Origin of the sequence: Streptomyces sp. NPDC060049, assembly GCF_042736715.1 — a bacterium.
Taxonomy (GTDB): domain Bacteria; phylum Actinomycetota; class Actinomycetes; order Streptomycetales; family Streptomycetaceae; genus Streptomyces.
Genome location: NZ_JBHWVV010000002.1, coordinates 107,694 through 127,575, shown reverse-complemented (window position 1 = coordinate 127,575; position 19,882 = coordinate 107,694). Strand labels below are relative to the sequence as shown.

Here is a 19,882-nt window from a genome sequence, read left to right as displayed (position 1 = left end):
CGGATGGGGTGCCTCCGGTGTGATCGACTGTGCCTTATCGTCCCTACGGCGGCGTTAGCCTTCACCCCGGACCGGTGCCGCGGCGAAGGAGGACTCCTGCGGAGACGGGCGCTCCGGCGCGCCCTGATGCCAGGAGACTGCCGCGCTCCCGCGTACAGGAGCGGTTTGGTATCGAGAGTGAGGTTGGCGGATGGCCGAGCGGGCTGGCACGGATTCACCGAGCGGGGTGTCACCGTTGCCGGGTGAAGGCGGGATCGGCGAGTCGGAGCTGCGCCAGTTGCTGGCCGGCCTGACCGCCGTACGCGACGGGGATTTCCGCACGCGCCTGCCCGACGGTACCGACGGGCTGCTCGGGGAGATCGCCACCGTCTTCAACGGGATGGTCAACCAACTGTCGCTGTTCACCTCCGAGGTGACGCGGGTGGCCCGCGAGGTGGGCACCGAGGGCACACTGGGCGGCCAGGCCGACGTACCCGGGGTCGGGGGCGCCTGGCTCGACCTCACCGATTCGGTCAACTTCATGGCCGGAAACCTGACGGCCCAGGTGCGCTCCATCGCCCAGGTGGCGACCGCCGTGGCCAAGGGCGACCTCTCGCAGAAGATCACCGTCACCGCGCGCGGCGAGATCCTGGAGCTGAAGGAGACCATCAACACGATGGTCGACCAGCTCTCCGGCTTCGCCGGGGAAGTGACGCGCGTGGCCCGTGAGGTCGGCACCGAAGGCCGGCTCGGCGGCCAGGCGGACGTCAAGGGCGTCTCCGGGACGTGGAAGGACCTGACGGAATCGGTCAACGTCATGGCCGACAACCTGACCGCCCAGGTGCGCTCGATCGCCGAGGTCACCACCGCCGTGGCGCAGGGCGATCTCACGCAGAAGATCCGGGTGGACGCTCGGGGAGAGATCCTGGAGCTGAAGGAGACCATCAACACGATGGTCGACCAGCTGTCCGCGTTCGCCGACGAGGTGACGCGGGTGGCCCGCGAGGTCGGCACCGAGGGCAACCTGGGCGGCCAGGCCACGGTCCGGGGGGTGTCCGGCACGTGGAAGGACCTCACCGACAACGTCAACGTCATGGCGTCCAACCTGACGGGCCAGGTGCGCTCCATCGCACAGGTGGCCACCGCGGTCGCCCGCGGCGACCTCTCGCAGAAGATCACGGTGGAGGCGAAGGGCGAGGTCGCCGCGCTGGCCGGGGTCATCAACACGATGGTCGACACGCTGTCCGCGTTCGCCGACGAGGTGACCCGCGTGGCCCGCGAGGTCGGCACCGAGGGCCGGCTCGGCGGACAGGCGCACGTCCCCCACGTGGCGGGCACCTGGAAGGACCTCACCGACAACGTCAACTCCATGGCGAACAACCTCACGGGCCAGGTCCGCAACATCGCCCTCGTCACGACGGCCGTCGCCAACGGCGACCTGTCCAAGAAGATCGACGTGGACGCGCGCGGCGAGATCCTGGAGCTGAAGACGACCATCAACACGATGGTCGACCAGCTCTCCGCCTTCGCCGCCGAGGTCACCCGGGTCGCCCGCGAAGTCGGCAGCGAGGGCAGACTCGGAGGCCAAGCCGAGGTCGAGGGCGTCTCCGGCACCTGGAAGCGCCTCACCGAGAACGTCAACGAGCTGGCCGGCAACCTGACCCGCCAGGTCCGCGCCATCGCCGAGGTCGCCAGCGCCGTCGCCGAGGGCGACCTGACGCGCTCGATCACGGTCGACGCCTCAGGTGAGGTCGCCGAACTCAAGGACAACATCAACTCCATGGTCGGTTCGCTGCGGGAGAGCACCCGGGCCAACCAGGAGCAGGACTGGCTCAAGTCCAACCTGGCCCGCATCTCCGGCCTGATGCAGGGCCACCGTGACCTGGCCGCCGTCGCCGAACTCGTCATGGACGAACTGACGCCGCTCGTCGCCGCCCAGTACGGCGCCTTCTACCTCGCCGAGGACGGACCCCGCGGCGCCGTGCTCACCCTCGTCGGCTCCTACGGCCGTCCCGCGGGCGCCGTGGAGAGCGCCGGATTCGCCCTCGGCGAGTCCCTCGTCGGGCAGGCGGCCCGCAGCCACCGGATCATCGCGACCGATCAGGTCCCCGGCGACTACGTCATCTCCTCCGGGCTGGGCCACACGACCCCGGGCAGCCTGATCATCCTGCCGATCGTCGTCGACGACCAGGTGCTCGGAGTGATCGAACTCGCGTCCTTCACCGCCTTCACCCCCGTGCACCGCGACTTCCTCGCCCAGTTGATGGAGACCATCGGCGCCAACGTCAACACGATCGTCGCCAACGCCCGGACCGACGAACTCCTCGGCGAGTCCCAGCGGCTGACCGGCGAACTCCAGGCCCGCTCGGAGGAACTCCAGGTCCAGCAGGAGGAACTCCAGCGGTCCAACGCGGAGCTGGAGGAGAAGGCCGCGCTCCTCGCGAGCCAGAACAGCGACATCGAGGCCAAGAACCTGGAGATCGAGCAGGCCCGGCAGGAACTGGAGACCCGTGCGCAGCAGTTGTCGCTGGCCTCCACCTACAAGTCCGAGTTCCTGGCCAACATGAGCCACGAGCTGCGCACGCCGCTCAACAGCCTCCTGATCCTCGCCCAGTTGCTCGCGCAGAACCCCAGCCGCAACCTCACCCCCAAGCAGGTCGAGTACGCGGGCATCATCCACTCGGCCGGCTCGGACCTGCTCCAGTTGATCAACGACATCCTCGACCTGTCGAAGGTCGAGGCCGGAAAGATGGACATCCATCCCGAGCGCGTGGACCTGCCCCAGCTGCTCGAGTACGTCGACGCCACCTTCCGTCCGATGACCGCGCAGAAGAGCCTCGACTTCACCGTCACCACCGCCCCCGACGCCCCCCAGGACCTGCTGACCGACGACTCGCGGCTGCGCCAGATCCTGCGGAACCTGCTGTCCAACGCCGTCAAGTTCACCGAGCGCGGCGGCGTCGAGCTCCGCATCGAACCGGCTACGGCCCCCGAGGTCCCCGCAGGGCTTTCGCGGCGCGGTGCGATCCTGGCCTTCCGCGTCCGGGACACCGGCATCGGCATCCCCGAGCAGCAGCTGGAGTCCGTCTTCGGAGCCTTCCAGCAGGCCGACGGCACGACCAGCCGCAAGTACGGCGGTACCGGCCTCGGACTGTCCATCAGCCGCGAGATCGCCCAGCTCCTCGGCGGGGCCGTGACCGCGGAGAGCACGCCCGGTCAGGGCAGCACCTTCACCCTCTACCTACCGGTCACCCGCGCGCGCTACGAGGACGCCGGCCCCACCGAGATCCCCGCGGCGCTCCCGACCGGCGCCGCCTCCGAGACGGCCGATCCGGGCCGCAGGGACGCACCCGTGCTCCCGGCGCAGCGCCGGCCCCGCCGCCTGCTGGTGATCGAGGAACGGCCGAACGGCCTGCTCACCCTCGTCGCCGAGAGCGCCGACCGGGACTTCGCCGCCCACCATCAGATGACCGGGGAGCGCGGCGGCATCCAAGTGGTCAATGCCACCAGCTCGCGGGAAGCAGCCGCCGCCCTGGCAGCCGACGCCTTCCACTGCGTCGTCCTGGAACTCGACATGCCCGACGGCGAAGCGCTGCGCTTCCTCGACGCGCTCGACGGAGACCCGGCCCTCGCCTCGCTGCCCGTCCTCGCCCACAACAACCCCCGTGTCAGGACCGGTCGGGAGGAGGTCCTGCGGGCGCGGTCCGCGACACGCCACGTGGAACTGCTGTCCAGTCTGGACGAGCTGCGCGAACGCATCGCGCTCCACCTGTCCGCCGAGCAGCCGGGGGACGTCCTGCCCCTCGTGCACGGCGATCCGCAGCGGGAGCAGGCCGCCCACGTGCTCGACGGCGACCTGGCCGGACGCACCGTGCTCGTCGTCGACGACGACGCGCGCAACCTCTTCGCGCTCAGCGGGATCCTGGAACTCCACGGCATGCACGTGCTGCACGCCGAGGACGGCCGCAAGGGCATCGACGCCCTCACCCGCAACGCCGGCGTCGACCTCATCCTGATGGACGTGATGATGCCCGAACTGGACGGTTACGCCGCCACCGCCGAGATCCGGCGCATGCCGGCGTACGAGGGCCTGCCCATCATCGCGGTCACCGCCAAGGCGATGCCCGGGGACCGGGAGAAGAGCCTCGCCGCGGGCGCCAGCGACTACGTGACCAAGCCGGTGGACGCCGACGACCTCATCGCCCGCGTCCGACACTGGCTCATGCGATGACGGGGGACACACAGCGGCACGACGCGTGCCCGCGGGACGCATCCGTCGGCGACCACATCGCGAGCGCCATCCCGCACCAGGCCCCGACCCCGTTGGGACGCCTCGTGGCCACCGTCGAACGGCTGCGCCGTGAGGTGCTGGAGGCACAGGCCGCCGCCGACGGCCGGGCCCTGGTCGAACTGGCCAAGGGCATCTTGATCGGGCAGCTGCACTGCACGCCGGCCGCGGCGGCACGGCAGCTCGACGTACTGTGCCGTGACAGCGGGATGTCCTCCCTCGAACTCGCCGCCGACATCGTCAACCAGGCGTCCCGCGACCACGTCAGCGAGATCGCCGCCGCGTTCGTCGAGCGCACCGGGACGGCTGACGAGCCGGCCGAGTCGCACTCCACGCTGTCGGTCCGGCTGCGGACCGCCGAGAGCGGCATGCTGGCCGCCGCCGCCGACACACAGGCCGTGGCCGAATCCCTCCTGACGAACGCCCTCGGCCCCCTGGGGGCGGTCGCCGTCGCCGTATGGACCGCGGTGCCCGACGGCTCGCTGGCCCTCGCGGGCCACGCCGGGTTCCCGGCGAGCGAGGCCGCCCGCTGGCGCCACGTACCTCCGGGTGTCGCCACCGTCGCCCGCCTCGCGCTGCGGGAGCGCAGGCTGGTCACCCTCGCGCGGATCGGACGCGAAGGACTGCCCTCGATCGGCCACCTCCAGTGGCCCGACGGCGGACGGATGGCCGTGCCGACGGGGACGGGCGGACGGATCCACGGCGTCCTCGAAATCTGCTGGCCGCAGCCCCTGACGACACAGCCACCCCAGATCGAGCGCCAGATCGAGGCCCTCGCCGAGCTGTGCGCACGCACCATGGACGCGTCGCCCCCGCGCGACCTCACGACCGCCGAGTCGGTGCTCCCGGACGTCGTGGAACTCATCGACCTCGCCGAGGGACTGCACGATCCGGCCGTGGTGCTCACTCCGGTCCTCGACCCCGAGGGCCGGCTCAGCGACTTCCGCATCCGCCACACCGGCAGCCGGTTCGTCGACCCGGCGGGCCGCCCGCGCGGTGATGTCAACGGTGCGCTGCTGCTGGAGGCGTATCCGATGGCCGCCGGCGAGAGCGGCCTGTTCGACATCATCGAGCGCGTGCACGCGACGGGCGAGCCGTTCAGGGCGGAACGCATGAGCCTGACCGCGCTCGTCGACCAGATCCCGCTCACCTCGGTCGCGGACATCAGCGTCAGCCGTCACGGCGCCGCCGTCCTGCTGATCTGGCGGATCGAGGGCGAGACGGCCCGGCTCGCCAATCTCCTCCAGCACGCCCAGCGCCTGGGCCGCATCGGCGGTTTCGAGGAGAACCTCGCCACCGGGGAGACCACGTGGAACGCGCAGCTGTACGCGCTGCACGGCCTCCCGGTCACGGCGCCCCCGGTACGGCTGCGGGAACTGCCCGGCTACGCCCATCCGGACGACTCCGCCGCCCTCGGCCGCTTCCTGCGGGCGGTGCTGCGCCACCGCCGCCCCGCCTCCGTCAATGTCCGCCTCCAGAGGCCCGACGGAATCACCCGCCACATCCGGGTCGTCGCCGAGCCCGTCCTCGACGCGAACCAGCGGCTGCACGCGGTGCGCGGCGCCTACCAGGACATCTCCGCCCAGCACTGGACCGAGGTCGCACTGGCCGCCACCAGGGACCAGCTCGCCCATTCCGAGGCCGAGTCCGCCGAGCGCAACCGGCTGGCGCTCCAGCTCCAGCACGCCATCATGCCCCCCACCCCACCGGCCATCGAGGCACCGGGCCTGCGGATCGCCGTCCGCTACCGGCCGGCGGAGATGGAGTCGCTCGTCGGCGGCGACTGGTACGACACCGTGGTCCTGCCCTCCGGTCTGATCATGCTGTCCGTGGGTGACGTCGCCGGTCACGGCATCGAGGCCGCCACCGGCATGGTGGTGCTCCGCAACGCCTTGCGCGGCCTCGCCGTCACGGGCGCGGGACCCGCCCAGCTGCTGTCCTGGCTCAACACGGTCACCCATCACCTCGCCAAGCACGTGACGGCCACCGCCGTCTGCGGCCTGTTCGACCCGAGCACGAGGGTGATGCGCTGGGCCCGCGCGGGCCACCTGCCGCCCGTACTCGTCCGCGGGGGCGAGGCCGACGCCTTCCCGCTCATCGAGGGCCTGCTCCTCGGAGCGCTGCCCGATGTCACGTACGTCGAGCGGGAGGTGCAGCTCGAACCGGACGACACCCTGCTGATGTACACGGACGGGCTCGTGGAACGCCGGGACTCCTCGGTTCAGGACTCGCTCGGCCACCTGGTGAACGCGGCGGCCGCCGGAGCCGGAGACCTGGACGGGCGGCTGGACCGCCTCCTCGCCGAGAGCCGCTCCGACACGGACGACGACACCTGCGTGATCGGCATCCAGGTCGGCTGAAGCGCCCGGTGCCGGCGCGCGCAACGGTGCCGGTCCGGTCCCGTCAGCAGATCTCGCCGGGCCGGGCGGCCGTGGCCCTGAGGAGATCCCGCACCAGGCCGAAGTCGATGTTCTCCGGTCTGCGGAACCGCAGGCAGCCCTTGCCCATGTCCTGCCCGGCGAGCCGTTCCTCGAACGCCTCGCGGACGTCGCCGCGCATGAGGTAGAAGGAGACGTACTGCTTCTGGCTGGCGAACGCGATCTCAATGGTGCCGTCGCGCGCGTAGGCGGGCATTCCGTAGGCCATGACCTCGGTGAAGCCTTCCAGCTCCTCTCGGCACAGCTGCCGCAGCCGGGTCAGAGCGTCCCTGCGTTCCTCGGGAACCTCGGCCAGATAGCCGGCTGCGTCTTCCGCGTCGCTGTGCACCATTCCATGAGGCTACGCCGGTCAGGAGCCCGACCGGCATCTCGACCGTCTTCGGTCTTCGGGCAGCCGCTCGCCCGGCCCCGGGCGGCGAAGACCGAGGCTCAATAGGTCGGTCATCGACATATGTCGGATGCCGACCTATCGTACGGATGTGAACGATCAACCTCTGCGAGAGCCGACCCTGCTCATCCTCACCGCGATCGCCGACGCTCCACGGCACGGATACGCGATCGCCCGGGAGGTCGAGGAGATCTCGGAAGGCCGCACGAAAATGCGCACCGGAACGCTGTACGGGGCCCTGGAGCGCCTCCTCGAGCAGGAGCTCATCGCCGTCCACGAGGAGGAGGTGGTCGACGGCCGCAGGCGGCGCAGCTACACGCTGGCGCCGCGTGGGCGAGAGGTCCTGGCCGCCGAGGCGGCCCGTATCGCGCGCACCGCCCAGGAGGCGACCCGACGTCTGGGGCTCGGCGGATTCAACACGGCGGTGACCGCGTGAGCGCGCTGCTGAGGCTCTATCCGGCCGCCTACCGCCGGGAGTTCGGCGACGAGATCGCCGACGCCTACCACGAGGCCACCGACGGCGCGGGCAGGCCGGCCCGGATCCGCGAGGCCGCCGATGTCGCAGGGCACGCACTGCGCATGCGGCTCGGAGTGGGCTCGGCGCGCCGCGCCGGGCGGTTCCTCGCCGCTCTGGCGCCGTTCGCCGTCCTCGCGGTCGGCGCGAACGCGATGTACTCGTCCAGGGTGACGCTCGGCGCCCTCTACTTCGGCTACCCGGTCCTCGATACCGGCTCCGAGGCCTCGACGGCGGCAGCCGGCCTCGCGACGGTCCTGGTCGCCGCGCTGGCCCTGACCGGCCGCCGGGCAGGAAGCGCGTGGAGCGTACTGGCGGGCACCGCCGCGCTCTTCGCCGCCCAGGCGGACCGGCTGAGCCTCGACGTCGCGGTCTTCCTCATCGGGCCGGTTCTCCTCCTGGCCCTGGTCGCCGTGCTCAGCCCGCCCGACCTGCGTCCGGCCCCGCGCTTGCGTACGGCGACCGGGACGAGCGCCGTGCTGGCCGGGGCAGCGGCCTTGACCGTCGTGTCCGCGGTGTGGCCGCTCCCGGACCGGCTCGACGGGCTGTACACCGCCGTGCCCGTGGCCGGCGGGCTGGTGCTCGCCGGCCGACAGGCCTTCGCCCGGTTGCGCACGGCACCCGCGGTCTTCCTCGCGGGCCTCCTCTTCGTCGCGCTCGGCCGCCTCACGGGGGCGCTGGGCGAGCTGCCCCTGCCCCACGTCCTGGGCCTGTTGCTGGCGGTCTCCATCGCGGTGGGCATCCGCCGCCGACGCGGCCCGGCGCCGTCAGTGTGAGACGGGCTCGCGCACCCCTGAGGCACTCCGGCCCGAGAGTCAGCGCGCGGCGACCTGGTCGGGCTCCCGGGCAGGCTCGGCCGGACGGTGCTGCGGGCGGCCGCCCGCGGTGGACCCCGGGCGGACCGGCCACCAGATGGCCCGGCCGAGGAGCGCGGCGGAAGCGGGGACCAGCACCAGCGATAGGACGAGCGCGGAGAGCATGATGCCGAGCGTCATCGCGAAGGCGACCTGCTCGCTTCCCGGGGTCGCGGCGAGCGTGGCGAAGGAACCGGCCAGCACCAGCCCGGCCATAGCGATGGCCGGAGTCGTGTGCCGCACCGCACGGGCCACGGCTGCGCGGGCCGGGCCCGGGCGCTGCATCTCCTCGCGGATCCGGTCGGCGATCAGGATGTTGTAGTCGGTGCCCAGTGCCACGACGAACAGGAACAGCACCAGGGGGAGGGTGAAGCTGACGCCCGGCTTGCCGAGGGCGTGCTGGAAGAGCAGCGTGCTGGCGCCGAGGGTGGCCGCGAAGCCGAGTCCGACGCAGAGCATCAGGACCACCGGCGCGAGCAGGCTCCGCAGGAGCACGAGGAGGATCAGCGCGATCAGCGCGGCCGCGACCGGGAACACGATCTTCAAGTCGTGGTCGACGGCCGTGGCGATGTCCGCGAAGACCGCCGACGTCCCGCCCACGTGCGCCGTCGTCCCGGCCGGCGTGTTCCCGGCGACGACGGCCCGGACCGGTCCGGAGGCCAGGTCGCGGGCCTGCTGGCTCTGCGGGTCGGCGGTCAGGTACAGGTCGATCCGGGCGGCACGGCGGTCCTCGTTCAGGACGATCTGCCCCACCTGGCCCACGCCCTTGACCTGGGTGAGCGCATGGGAGAGGCCGCCCACGCGGTCGGCGCTGAGGGTGCCGCCGTCCGTGGCGGTCACGAACACGCTCGTCGGGTCCGACACGCCGGCCGGCAGCGTACGGGAGATCTCGGCCGCGGTGGCCGCGGCGGGGGTCGGGTCACCGGAGTCGCCCCGGCCGTAGTCCATGCGTATGCCGACCAGGCCGGCGGCCAGCGCGGCGAGCAGTGCGACGGATGCCGCCAGCATCGCCAGCGGTCGCCGCGTGACCAGCGCGCCGAAGCGGGCGGCACGGCCCTCGCGCGGCGTGCGGCGCAGGGTCTGGGAGGGCCAGAACATCTTGCGCCCGGCGGCCGCGAGCAGCGCCGGCATCAGGGTGAGGCTGCCGAGCAGCATCACCAGCACGGCGACGGCGATCGCGGGGCCCAGCGAGCGGAACTGTCCGAAGGTCGCCAGGCCCAGGGTGGCGAACGCGGCGACGATGGTCAGCGCCGCCGAGGTGATCGCGACGCCCACCCGGCCGGAGACCTGCTCGGCCGCCTCGCGGGCGGACTGCTCGGGCCGGGCACGCAGGTGTTCGCGGAATCGGAACAGCAGGAACAGCAGGTAGTCGATGCCGATGCCGAGCAGGACCACCTGGATCAGCGCGGGCGTGCCCGCGTCGAGCTTGCGCCCGGTGAGCATCGCGGCTCCCGCCACGGCTCCCCCCGCGACGCCGCCGATGACGGCCACCGCGAGCAGCGGCAGCAGGGCCGCAACGGCACTGCGGAACACCAGCACGTTCAGCAGGACGATGAACCCCATGACGAGGGCGCCCCCGACTACCGCGGCGGTCTCGTGCGCATCGGTGGTGTCGACGGTGTCGGCGAGGCTCCCGGTGAAACCGGTGCGCATCCCCGCCTCGGAGAACTGCGTCCGGGCGGAGTCCCGGAAGGTCCGGTAGACGCCCTGGACCCCCTTGTCCGAGGGGTTCCCGGTCAGCTGGACGGAGAGCAGTTCGAAACTCCCGTCGGGCGCCGTCATCGCCGGGGCGATCCTGGGCGTCTGGGAGCGGTCCGGCACCAGGAAGGACGGCATGTCGTCCTCCCTGGGCATGATCACCCGGCGCTCGGCCAGTTTCGCCGCCTCGGCTGCGACGCGCTCGCGGTCGGCGGCGCCGAGGGCCTTGCCGTCGGACCGGGCGACCAGGACCGTCACCGTGGTGGCGTCGGGGTTCACCCCGAACTGCTCCTCGGCGATGTGCAGCGCGGCGGCCGAGTCGTAACTGCGGGGCAGGAAGTCCCCGGTCTGGTGCTGGGTGACGCGGGCGAGCAAGGTGGGGACCAAGGCGCTCAGTGCGACACCCGCCACCATCCAGAGGGCGATGACCTTCCAAGGGTTTCGGGTGGAGTATCCGGTCAGGGCGCGGATCACGATGTCCTCCGGCGGACGGACTTGAAATCGGACGTCTGCCGGGGGTTCCCGGCCGGTCCCCAGACCATCATTCGCAGGGGCCGGCCGGCGTCATGGCAGCGGATGATCCGGACCGGGGACCAGGGTCCCTCTCCGGCGCTCGACCAGGACCCTGGTCCTGGTCCCGGTCCTCGTCCTGGTCCGCTCCGGGGCGGGTCGGGAACGCTGACCGCCGCCACATGGTCATGGCACCGCGGCTGCCGCCCCTGCGGCTGTGCAACCCTTTCCCGGGGGCCGGGAGGCCGGACAAAGGGGAGAACAGACATGCCCAGGAGTCGAAACGACGAGCTTGGCGATGGCCGGGATTCGCTGTACACGGACAGCGCCGAACCGCCGTGGACCCGCAACGACGCGCTCGTGACCGGCGGCGCCTGCGCGCTGAACCTGCTCAGCTACGTGTTCTTCAACGACCCCGACAAGCAGCACGACCTGAGCGTGGCCGGGTTCCTCCTCGTCGCGCTGGCGGCCGTGCCGCTGCTCGCCCGGCGCAGCCACCCCGTGGCGGCACTCGCCGCGGTACTGGCACTCGACGCGACGGCCGCCCTGGCCGTACCGCTGCCCACTCACTTCGGTGCCGTCCTGGTGGTGGGCCTCTACTCGGTCGCCAGACTCCGCCCTGGCCGGGTCACGGTGCTCGCGTCCGCCGCGACGGTGGCGCTGACACTGCTGAGCCAGAGCCATGGCCGGATTCCGCCCTGGCGGGATGCCGTCAGCCCGCTCCTCTCGACCCTGATCGTCGTCGGCACCGGCCTGGCGGTCAACCGATGGCAGGGGGAGGTGGCGGCCAACCGCAGGCTCCTTGCCGATCGCGCGGTGGCGGACGAACGCCGGCGCATCGCGAGGGAGTTGCACGACATCGTGGCCCACCACATCACCACCATGCAGCTGATGGCCGGAGGAGCCCGCGCCAACATCGCGCAACCGGAGGTCGTCCGCGACGCCCTGGTCACCCTGGAGGCCTCGGGGCGGCTCGCGCTGCGCGAGATGCGCCAGCTCCTCGACGTACTGCGGGCCGGCGACGAACCGGAGGACCTGCCGCCGCTGCCCCAGCCGGGCGCCGACGACCTCGACCGCCTGGTGGCGGAGTCCCGTCTCGCCGGACTGCCCACCGAGCTCAGCGTCTGCGGTCCGCCGCGTCCGCTGCCGCCGACCGTCGGGCTCACGGTGTTCAGGATCGCCCAGGAGGCCCTCACCAACGCCCGCAAATACGCGGGGCCCGCCCACACGTCCGTACGACTGACGTACCACCCGGACCGGATCACCATCGAGGTGCGGGACGACGGCGGGGGCGCACCGCCGCAGGAGGGGGCGCCCGCGCCGGGCACGGGCGGTTACGGCCTCGTCGGCATGCGCGAGCGCGTCGCCCTGCACGGCGGCACCCTCACCGCGGGCCCGCAGACCGACGGGGGGTTCGCCGTGGTGGCCGACCTGCCGCTGACCATGGACGAAGCGGCCGAAGCGGCCGTCCAGCACGAGGGAGCACACCGATGACCGGGCCCGGGCCGACACCGCCGAGGATCAGGGTGCTGATCGTGGACGACCAGCCGCTGGTTCGGCGCGGCCTGTCGCTGATCCTTTCCCCGGACCCGTCCCTCGAGGTGGTGGGCGAGGCGGAGAACGGCGCGCATGCCGTCACCCTCGCCCGCGAACTGCGCCCGGACGTCGTGGTGATGGACATCCGGATGCCCGTCATGGACGGCGTCGACGCGACCGGGGAACTCGCCGCCACGGTGCCCGACTGCCGGGTCCTGGCCCTCAGTACCTTCGACCTCGACGAGTACGTCGTGGGCGCCCTGCGCGCCGGAGCCTACGGTTTCCTCCCCAAGGACAGCTCCCCGGAGGAGCTGAGTGCGGCGATCCGCACCGTCCACGCCGGCGAGGCCGCCGTCGCGCCGCGCCTGCTCACGCGGCTGATCTCCACTTACGTACGGACGCCCCGCGGTCCGCGGCCGGCCGCCAACGGGCTGGGCGAACTCACCCCCCGAGAGGTCGAGGTGTGGCACCTCATGGCCACCGGCCTCGACAACACCGAAATCTCCCGCGCCCTGGACATCAGCGTGTCCACCGTCAAGAACTACATCACCAGCATCTTCGACAAGCTCGCCGTGCGCGACCGAGCCCAGGCAGTCATCGCGGCTTACGAATCGGGCCTCGTCACCGCACGGTAGCGCCGGCTGCCTACGGTGGGGGTATGAGGCTGCTGCTGACCTCCGACACGCACGTACCCGCCCGCGCCAAGCGCCTGCCAGAAGCCCTGCTGGCAGCCGTCGACGAGGCCGACGCGGTGATCCACGCGGGGGACTGGACCGACGAGGCCACGCTCGACCTGCTGGAGTCGAGGTCGCGCCGCCTGATCGGCGTGTACGGCAACAACGACGGGCCCGCTCTGCGCGGCAGGCTGCCCGAGGTCGCGCGCGCCGACCTCGGCGGCCTGCGCTTCGCGGTGGTCCACGAGACGGGCCCGGCGGCCGGGCGCGAACGGCGCTGCGCCGCGCGCTTCCCCGACACGGACGTCCTGGTGTTCGGTCACAGCCACATCCCGTGGGACTCCACGGCCCCGGGCGGGCTGCGCCTGCTCAACCCCGGATCTCCGACCGATCGCCGCCGACAGCCCCACCACACGTTCCTGACCCTCACCGTCGTGGACGGCGACCTGCGGCACATGGCCCTCCACCACCTGCCCGGCAAGGCCTGAGGGAGCGGCGCGCCCGCCGGGCACGCGTGGGAGCCGCCGGCCGCAGGGCGATCGCGGATCCCGCCCGTCTCAGGTCGCGGCGGTGCGGCGCGCTGGTTCGGCGGTGCGGTATTCGGCGTTGATGCGCTGGGCTTCCTCGAGCTGGTCTTCGAGGATGACGATGCGGCAGGCGGCTTCGATGGGGGTGCCCTGGTCGACGAGTTCGCGGGCGCGGGCGGCGATGCGCAGCTGGTAGCGGGAGTAGCGGCGGTGGCCGCCTTCGGAGCGCAGCGGGGTGATGAGGCGGGCTTCGCCGATGGCGCGGAGGAAGCCTTGGGTGGTGCCGAGCATTTCCGCGGCCCGGCCCATGGTGTAGGCGGGGCAGTCGTCGTCGTCGAGACGGCCGAACGAGTCGTCTGCTGTCATTGCACCTCTCTCGTGGAACGCGTGGAGGGGCCCTGGTGCCGTACGGCACCAGGGCCCCGAAGGAACTGCTACACCATCTGCCGACCTTGATGCTGCGCCGGCCTTCTGTGTCCGCGGACCCGACCGGAATGCTGTCGGGGGCGCGGGGATCGCGGTTGCTTGACCGGAGACCACCTCGCTATCGATGTCCTGCGGTACCCGGGCTCGGACTTCCGCCCGGGCGATCCTGATGGCGCCTGGCTCCTCCGTTCTTCCCTCGGTGAATCAACTTCGTAGTCCTGCGAACTGCGACTGCGCGTACTGCCCGCCCGGCAGTTCGTGTCTGCCAGGCCCTGCTGTCTCTCTGCGTTACGAAAGAAACCATAACCACGTCACGATCCAATGTCTACTTCAGCCGCCATAGATTTTCGCGTGTTCGACCGTGAGGTAATCGCTTTCGAACAACTGGTGACGCGGAGGACCGGCGCTGTCATCGCCGGGTTGACGGCCGGCAGGCGGGCGCGAGTCCCGGGCAAGGCTTCGGTGTGTCGGCATATTGAGGTGCGAGCGGCCCCTGACGCTGACAAAGTGCGCCAGTGAACCGTGAACAGATCTCGAAGATCGCCCACACCGACCACCCGATACGCTCCCCGCTCGACGACGACTCGGTGCGCCGGCTTCTCGAACGCGGGATCCCGCGCGGCGACGAGCGTGTGCTCGACCTCGGTTGCGGTGGCGGGGAGTGGCTCCTGCGCGCCCTCGCCACGCGCCCGCACCTGCGGGCCGAAGGCGTCGACATCTCCGAGGACGCCTTGGCGGAGGCCCGTCAGGCGGCGAGCCGCGCCGGCGTCCAGGAGCGACTCGTCCTCCACCGCCGGCCCGCCGCGGACTTCGTGTCGGCGCAGTCGTTCGGCCTGGTGCTCAGCGTGGGGGCCACGCACGCCTTCGGTGGCCTGCTCCCCACCCTCGCGGCGGCCCGTGAGCACCTGGCTCCCGGCGGCCGCGTCCTGATCGGTGAGGGGTTCTGGGACCGCACCCCGTCGCAGGAAGCCGTCGAGATGCTCGGGGAGCTCACCGACCTGGCGACCACCGTGGACCGCGTCGTCGCCGACGGGTGGACCCCCGTCTACGGGCACGTCAGCACGCGCCGCGAGCTGGACGACTACGAATGGGCCTGCTGGGGTTCACTGGCCTCATGGGCCCTGGACCACCCCGGAGATCCCGACAGCGCGCACGCGCTGGCGACGGCCACGACCCGGCGCGCCGAATGGCTGAGCGCCTACCGGGACGCCTGGGGGTTCGTCTCCCTGGTTCTGCGTCAGACATCCGACTGACCGCTTTCGGGGCGTCGCGGTCGCGCGTTTCCCTCCGCGCCCGCCGACGCCCCGTCAGTCGGCGCTCCGTTAGTCAGCGCTCCGGCCTTCCGCTCTTCCGGCCCCCCGGTGCGGCCAGACCGAAGACGAGACCACCGACGGCGGATCCCCCTGCATGCGTGGAGCATGCCCCTGCCCTGACGCGCCGCCGCCGGCATGGCCGAGAATCGTGCGGGGATGGTGAAGTATCGGGCGGTGCGGTGCCCGTGGCGAGCCCAAGCCGCAGGTCCCCGCCGACGCGCTCCCCAGCCGTCCGGAAGGAGGCCCGGGGGAAACCGCCGCCGAGGGATCATCATTCGGCCGTCGGGCGTTGGACCCTCGAAGGGGGCGGACTCGTTGGACGTACCGCACGACCGGAGCGATGAGGAGGACCTGATGAGCACGGCTGACGAGGGACGGCAGTGGCCGGACGAGGTCAGTGTCGAGAACGCGAGGACGACGCTGTCGCAGCTCCTCGCGCGGGTGGGGGTCCCTTTCGATGACGCGCGGGAACTGATCGGGCTCGTGGAGGCGGGTGCGCTGGCCCTCGCGTACGAGGAGCTGAGCGGCGGCGCCCGGACCGCGCCGGGGGACAAGGGCGAGGCGTACGAGTCGGGCTGGCTCGACGGCTCGGGGAACCTGCTGGCGGAACTCGGCGCGGTCGCCGAGCGGACGCTGCTGCGCAGCGTGGGGTCCACCGGGCAGCAGGATCCGGGAGGGGAGCGTCAGCGGGCCGGGCGTATGGAAGTGGAGCGGACACGAGTGGCGCTGACGTCCCTGTACCAGTCGTTCACCGCGGCCTCGGAGCTGGACCCGGAGGTGACCGAGGAGGTGCTCGCAGCCGTCCTCGGCACGATGAGCCCCCGGCAGCGGGCCGGGTACGCGGGTCGGCTGACGGAGTTCGCCACGACCCACCGGGTCCGGCTGGAGCGGCTGTTCGCCGCGTTCGGGCCGGGCAGTGCCATCACGGTCCACGGCCGCTACTCGCTCGTCCACTCCGCCACGAGCATCGCCGTGCTCGAGCGGCTCGTCTCCGCGCCGCGGGAGCTGCGGGAGGAGTGGGATGCCGAGGAGCTGCCGCCGGCCTGGCTGGACGGGCTGACGACAGCCTGGAACGCCCCGGCCTGAGGGCCGTCCCCGGCGCGGTCGCGGGGTCGCGGCCGCTCGGCCGCGTACTCAGCGCCCGTGGTCCCGGCCGAGTGGGCAGGCGCTCCCCTACGGGGTTCGCGAGGCCGGCCACGGGCAGGCCGACCGGCGGTCGGCCTGCCCGTGGCCGGTCCGGATCAGCCGGCCGGCACCGTCCACTTCTGCGCGGCGGCCCCGGTGCAGGTCCACAGCTGGAGCCGCGTCCCGTTGGCGGAGTTGCCGCCGGTGACGTCGAGGCACTTGTTCGCCTGCGGGTTCACGATGTCGCGGGCTCCGGACACCACCCAGCGCTGGGCGGCGGTCCCGTTGCAGTCGTAGAGCTGGACCGGGGTCCCGTCGGCGGTGCCCCCGCTCGCGACGTCGAGGCATTTGCCGAGCGCCCGCACGGTTCCGTCGGAGCCGAGGGTCCACCGCTGGGCGCCGGTGCCGTTGCAGTCGTAGAGCTGGACCGGGGTGCCGTTGGCAGGGTTCGCCCCGGCCACGTCGACGCACTTGTTGGCGAGCCCGCTGATCTGGCCGGTCTTGCCTCCGGAACCGCCGTCGTACGAGGTGACGCGGACGTGGTCGACCACCAGCTGCTGGGGGAAGGCCGTGCTGCCGTCGGGGTCGCCCGGCCAGTAGCCGCCGACCGCGAGGTTGAGGATCAGGAAGAACGGCTTGTTGAAGGCCCAGCTGCGCCCGCCCAGGTCGGCGGGGGTCCGCCGCTGGTAGACGACGCCGTCGACGGACCAGGTGACGGAGTCGGGGGCCCAGTCGACGGCGAAGGTGTGGAAGGCGTCCGCGAAGGCCTGGCCGCCGGGAAGGGAGTACGCCGCCCCGATGCCGCCGGCGCCGGAGTAGCCGGGCCCGTGGAGGGTGCCGTGCACGGTCGACGGTTCGAAGCCGACGTTCTCCATCACGTCGATCTCGCCGGAGTTCGGCCAGCCGACCTGGCCGATGTCGTCGCCGAGCATCCAGAAGGCCGGCCACATGCCCTGGCCCCGCGGCACTTTGAGCCTCGCCTCGACGTGCCCGTACGTCTGCGTGAAGCGGCCCGCGGTGTTCAGGCGGGCCGACGTGTACTCGCAGCGGCCGTACCAGCAGGTGTAGTTGCCCGGGTTCTCGCGGCGGGCGGTGATGACCAGATGGCCCTGCCCGTCGAGGGCGGCGTTGCGGTTGCCCGCCGTGTAGTACTGGCGCTCGTGGTTGCTGACGTTGTCGCCGGTCTCGATCTGCCATTTGCCGGAGTCGGCGGCGGCTCCGGCCGGTCCGTCGAAGTCGTCGGAGAAGGTCACGGCCGCGGCGGCCGCCGGTGCGGGGGCGGGCTCGGCGGCTCCGCTGACGGGGGCGGCCAGACCTCCCCAGCAGAGGACGGCGAGGGCGCACGAGAGCGCGCGCCGATGCCAGGTGGGGTGCACGGTCATCACATCGTTTCGGGTGTGGGGGGACAATGTAGTCGTGCACATGACAACGCACCGCCGAGGAATGAACGCGAAGGCAGGCTGTCCGGGGCACCTTTGTTCACTACTTGATTCAAGGTGCAGCGTACGGCCGACGTCAAGATGCCCGCACTGTCGGGGGCGCATTGCGCCGTCCGTCGTCCCGATCGAGGCGTCAGACCGGCTTCAGCCGAGTGCGCAGAAGACAGAACTCGTTGCCCTCGGGATCGGCCAGGACGTGCCAGTCCTCGTCTCCGGTCTGGCCGATGTCGACCGGCACGGCGCCCAATGCGAGCAGCCTGGCCAGCTCGGCGTCCTGGTCGCGGTCGGTCGCGTTGACGTCGATGTGCAACGGGAGCTTCCCGCGCCGGGGGGCACGGCCCGCGTTGAGGACCAGGGTCGGCTGCGCTCCGCCGAACCCGGCGCCGGGCGGGCCGATCTGGATGCTGCCGTCCCCTTCTCGATCCAGCTCGACGTAACCGAGGACATCGCACCAGAACGCGGCCAGCCGGCCGGGGTCCGCCGCGTCGATGACGAGTTCGCTGATTCGGCATGCCATGCCGCGAGGATAGGTGCGCCGCTCCGGCCCGGCCATCCGCGCGTACAGGGGCCACAGCGGGAGGAAAGCAGAGGTACGGACACGTGTGCGTCGGGGCTCGGACGCGTCCTGCGGATCACTGCCTCCCGCCCACCCCAAGGGCGCGGGACTAGGGCTCGCCGTGGGCCTCTGCCAGGACCGGCTGGAGCCCGGCGACCGGCTCGTGCCCTACACCGACGGCATCACCGAAGCCCGCCGGGCCGGAACCGAGGAATTCGGCCTGGCCCGGTTCGTCGACTTCCTCATCCGCCACCACGCCGACGGCCTGCCCGTCCCGGAGACGCTGCGCCGCCTCATCCACGCCGTCCTGGAGCACCACGACGGCCACCTCCAGGACGATGCCGCCGAGGCCTTGTCCCGCCATGGCGCCTAGGACGGGGAGGCGCGGGCCGCGCTACTGGGGGAGGGCGTCCGGGCGTCCTCGCGGGGAGCGGTCGGCCGTCGGCGGGTCCTGGTCCACGGGGAAGAGGGGCAGGACGCCGGTGATCTCCAGGAGGCGTCGGAGCTGGGGGTGGGGGGCCGCCAGGCGGATGACGGTGTCGGTCTCCTGCGCCGTTCGTCGTGCGGCGAGGAGTGCGTTGAGCGCCGAGGAGTCGCAGAAGGTGAGCCCGCCGCAGTCGACGACGACGGCCCTGGCAGGTGAGGCGTGGGTGAGGGCCTCGGCGAGGGCGGCCTGGAGCGAGGCGGCCGTCTCGAGGTCGATCTCGCCGATGGGCCTGACCGCGACGGCGCGGTCCAGGACCTCCACCGCGATGTCCTTGCCGCCGGCCTCCAGCGCGGGGCGTTCGAACATGATGGATCACTCCTTGGATCTGCGCGTGTCCCTCCAGCCCGGATGGTCGGTCGACGGTCCAGGGGCGGGTCGGGTCACGCGCTCCGCTGGTCGTGGGTGTCCTGGCGGAGCTGGTCGGCATGGCGCGTCAAGGCGTCGATGCGCTCGGCGAGCTCGGCGTCCTCGGGCCGCAGATGCGGCCGGGTGTCGGTCAGTGGGCGGACCAGGCGGGCGGCGTCGTTGTCGGCGAGGGCCAGGTTCAGGTCGCCGACGGCGTTCTCGGCTCCGGCGGGCAGTCCTGTGAGGGAGCTGACCTGGCCGGCGAGTCGACGCAGGTCGGCCGCGTTGTCACGGGCCCAGGCGGTCACGGTGCGATCGGCGGCGCGCGTGTCGCGCGTTGCCTGGACGCGTTCCTCGCCCGTGCTTCCGGCGGCGCCGGGGCGTAGTCGCAGGTAGCGCCGTTCAGCGGCCTGACGGCTGGCGACCCCCAGGGGACCGGCGAGGTCGGCCCAGCTGGCGCCCTGCCCGCGGGCGGTTTCGATCAGTCCGTACTCCCAGCCGGCGAGCTGCTCCCGGACCTCGCGCAGCATCAGCAGGGCGGCCAGAGCCGGATGCGGGACCGTGCTCGGGGCGGGCGCCGCCTGGGCCGTCGGCGTGCCTGCGGATGACCGCTGGGCGGCCCTCACGGTCTGACCGATGGTCTCCAGCGCCGCGGCTGCGGCGAGGAAGGGGACCCGCGCGTTCGGCGGGGCGGACTCGTTCATGGCACTCTCCGGCGTGCAATGTCATCCTCTGGATGACTCTCTGCTTGTCATCGTTCCGATGACATGTTACAACGGAAGCAC

Annotated in this window: 17 protein-coding genes; 10 read left to right on the top strand and 7 right to left on the bottom strand. The window is 72.0% G+C overall.

Going from position 1 to position 19,882, the window contains the following annotated elements; genetic code table 11:
* The first annotated feature begins 190 nt into the window (after positions 1–190).
* Positions 191–4,210 (top strand): HAMP domain-containing protein, encoded by a 4,020-nt coding sequence (locus ACFWBY_RS03300; RefSeq protein ID WP_385342825.1) that lies wholly within the window; start codon positions 191–193, stop codon positions 4,208–4,210.
* The gene (locus ACFWBY_RS03295) at positions 4,207–6,627 is read left to right on the top strand and encodes a SpoIIE family protein phosphatase (protein ID WP_385342827.1); all 2,421 of its coding nucleotides are present in this window, start codon (positions 4,207–4,209) and stop codon (positions 6,625–6,627) included. The genes ACFWBY_RS03300 and ACFWBY_RS03295 overlap by 4 nt, the downstream gene beginning before the upstream one ends.
* Positions 6,628–6,670: 43 nt before the next feature.
* Here the strand turns inward: ACFWBY_RS03295 and ACFWBY_RS03290 are convergent, their stop codons facing one another.
* Positions 6,671–7,036, bottom strand: a complete 366-nt coding sequence (locus ACFWBY_RS03290) for an iron chaperone (RefSeq protein WP_385342829.1) — start codon at positions 7,034–7,036, stop codon at positions 6,671–6,673.
* Positions 7,037–7,184: 148 nt separating this feature from the next.
* Between ACFWBY_RS03290 and ACFWBY_RS03285 the strand changes: the two genes are divergently transcribed.
* Together ACFWBY_RS03285 and ACFWBY_RS03280 are read left to right on the top strand one after the other, a co-directional pair.
* Positions 7,185–7,529, top strand: a complete 345-nt coding sequence (locus ACFWBY_RS03285) for a PadR family transcriptional regulator (RefSeq protein ID WP_385409620.1) — start codon at positions 7,185–7,187, stop codon at positions 7,527–7,529.
* A complete protein-coding gene (locus tag ACFWBY_RS03280; RefSeq protein WP_385342832.1) occupies positions 7,526–8,383 on the top strand; it encodes a hypothetical protein in 858 nt (285 codons plus the stop codon). The genes ACFWBY_RS03285 and ACFWBY_RS03280 overlap by 4 nt, the downstream gene beginning before the upstream one ends.
* A gap of 39 nt (positions 8,384–8,422) precedes the next feature.
* On the opposite strand, the gene ACFWBY_RS03275 is transcribed toward ACFWBY_RS03280, so the two are convergent.
* Complete coding sequence (locus tag ACFWBY_RS03275) at positions 8,423–10,633, bottom strand: MMPL family transporter (RefSeq protein WP_385342834.1); 2,211 nt, start codon at positions 10,631–10,633, stop codon at positions 8,423–8,425.
* Positions 10,634–10,936: 303 nt separating this feature from the next.
* On the opposite strand from ACFWBY_RS03275, the gene ACFWBY_RS03270 reads away from it, so the two are divergent.
* Genes ACFWBY_RS03270 through ACFWBY_RS03260 form a run of 3 tightly spaced genes read left to right on the top strand, consistent with a single transcriptional unit; the run spans position 10,937 to position 13,367 of the window.
* A complete protein-coding gene (locus ACFWBY_RS03270) occupies positions 10,937–12,163 on the top strand; it encodes a sensor histidine kinase (protein WP_385342836.1) in 1,227 nt (408 codons plus the stop codon).
* Complete coding sequence (locus ACFWBY_RS03265) at positions 12,160–12,840, top strand: response regulator (RefSeq protein ID WP_385342838.1); 681 nt, start codon at positions 12,160–12,162, stop codon at positions 12,838–12,840. Before ACFWBY_RS03270 ends, ACFWBY_RS03265 begins: the two co-directional genes overlap by 4 nt.
* Positions 12,841–12,863: 23 nt before the next feature.
* Positions 12,864–13,367, top strand: a complete 504-nt coding sequence (locus ACFWBY_RS03260; protein WP_385342840.1) for a metallophosphoesterase family protein — start codon at positions 12,864–12,866, stop codon at positions 13,365–13,367.
* 69 nt (positions 13,368–13,436) lie between these two features.
* Here the strand turns inward: ACFWBY_RS03260 and ACFWBY_RS03255 are convergent, their stop codons facing one another.
* Positions 13,437–13,772, bottom strand: coding sequence for a MerR family transcriptional regulator (locus ACFWBY_RS03255; protein ID WP_385409619.1), 336 nt, complete (start codon positions 13,770–13,772; stop codon positions 13,437–13,439).
* A gap of 575 nt (positions 13,773–14,347) precedes the next feature.
* On the opposite strand from ACFWBY_RS03255, the gene ACFWBY_RS03250 reads away from it, so the two are divergent.
* Together ACFWBY_RS03250 and ACFWBY_RS03245 are read left to right on the top strand one after the other, a co-directional pair.
* Positions 14,348–15,085, top strand: coding sequence for an SAM-dependent methyltransferase (locus ACFWBY_RS03250; RefSeq protein ID WP_385345235.1), 738 nt, complete (start codon positions 14,348–14,350; stop codon positions 15,083–15,085).
* Positions 15,086–15,499: 414 nt separating this feature from the next.
* On the top strand, positions 15,500–16,231 hold the full coding sequence (locus ACFWBY_RS03245; protein WP_385345232.1) for a hypothetical protein: 732 nt from the start codon (positions 15,500–15,502) through the stop codon (positions 16,229–16,231).
* A gap of 155 nt (positions 16,232–16,386) precedes the next feature.
* Here ACFWBY_RS03245 and ACFWBY_RS03240 read toward each other — a convergent pair whose 3' ends face one another.
* Both ACFWBY_RS03240 and ACFWBY_RS03235 read right to left on the bottom strand, forming a co-directional pair.
* On the bottom strand, positions 16,387–17,652 hold the full coding sequence (locus tag ACFWBY_RS03240; protein WP_385342607.1) for a lectin: 1,266 nt from the start codon (positions 17,650–17,652) through the stop codon (positions 16,387–16,389).
* Positions 17,653–17,842: 190 nt separating this feature from the next.
* Positions 17,843–18,226, bottom strand: coding sequence for a VOC family protein (locus ACFWBY_RS03235; protein ID WP_385342609.1), 384 nt, complete (start codon positions 18,224–18,226; stop codon positions 17,843–17,845).
* A gap of 85 nt (positions 18,227–18,311) precedes the next feature.
* Between ACFWBY_RS03235 and ACFWBY_RS03230 the strand changes: the two genes are divergently transcribed.
* Positions 18,312–18,638 carry a SpoIIE family protein phosphatase gene (locus ACFWBY_RS03230; RefSeq protein ID WP_385342611.1) on the top strand — a complete coding sequence of 109 codons (327 nt, stop codon included), beginning with the start codon at positions 18,312–18,314 and terminating at the stop codon, positions 18,636–18,638.
* Positions 18,639–18,659: 21 nt separating this feature from the next.
* Here ACFWBY_RS03230 and ACFWBY_RS03225 read toward each other — a convergent pair whose 3' ends face one another.
* Positions 18,660–19,058 (bottom strand): STAS domain-containing protein, encoded by a 399-nt coding sequence (locus tag ACFWBY_RS03225; RefSeq protein ID WP_385342612.1) that lies wholly within the window; start codon positions 19,056–19,058, stop codon positions 18,660–18,662.
* 74 nt (positions 19,059–19,132) lie between these two features.
* On the bottom strand, positions 19,133–19,801 hold the full coding sequence (locus ACFWBY_RS03220; RefSeq protein WP_385342614.1) for an HSP18 transcriptional regulator: 669 nt from the start codon (positions 19,799–19,801) through the stop codon (positions 19,133–19,135).
* Between the last annotated feature and the right edge of the window lie 81 nt (positions 19,802–19,882).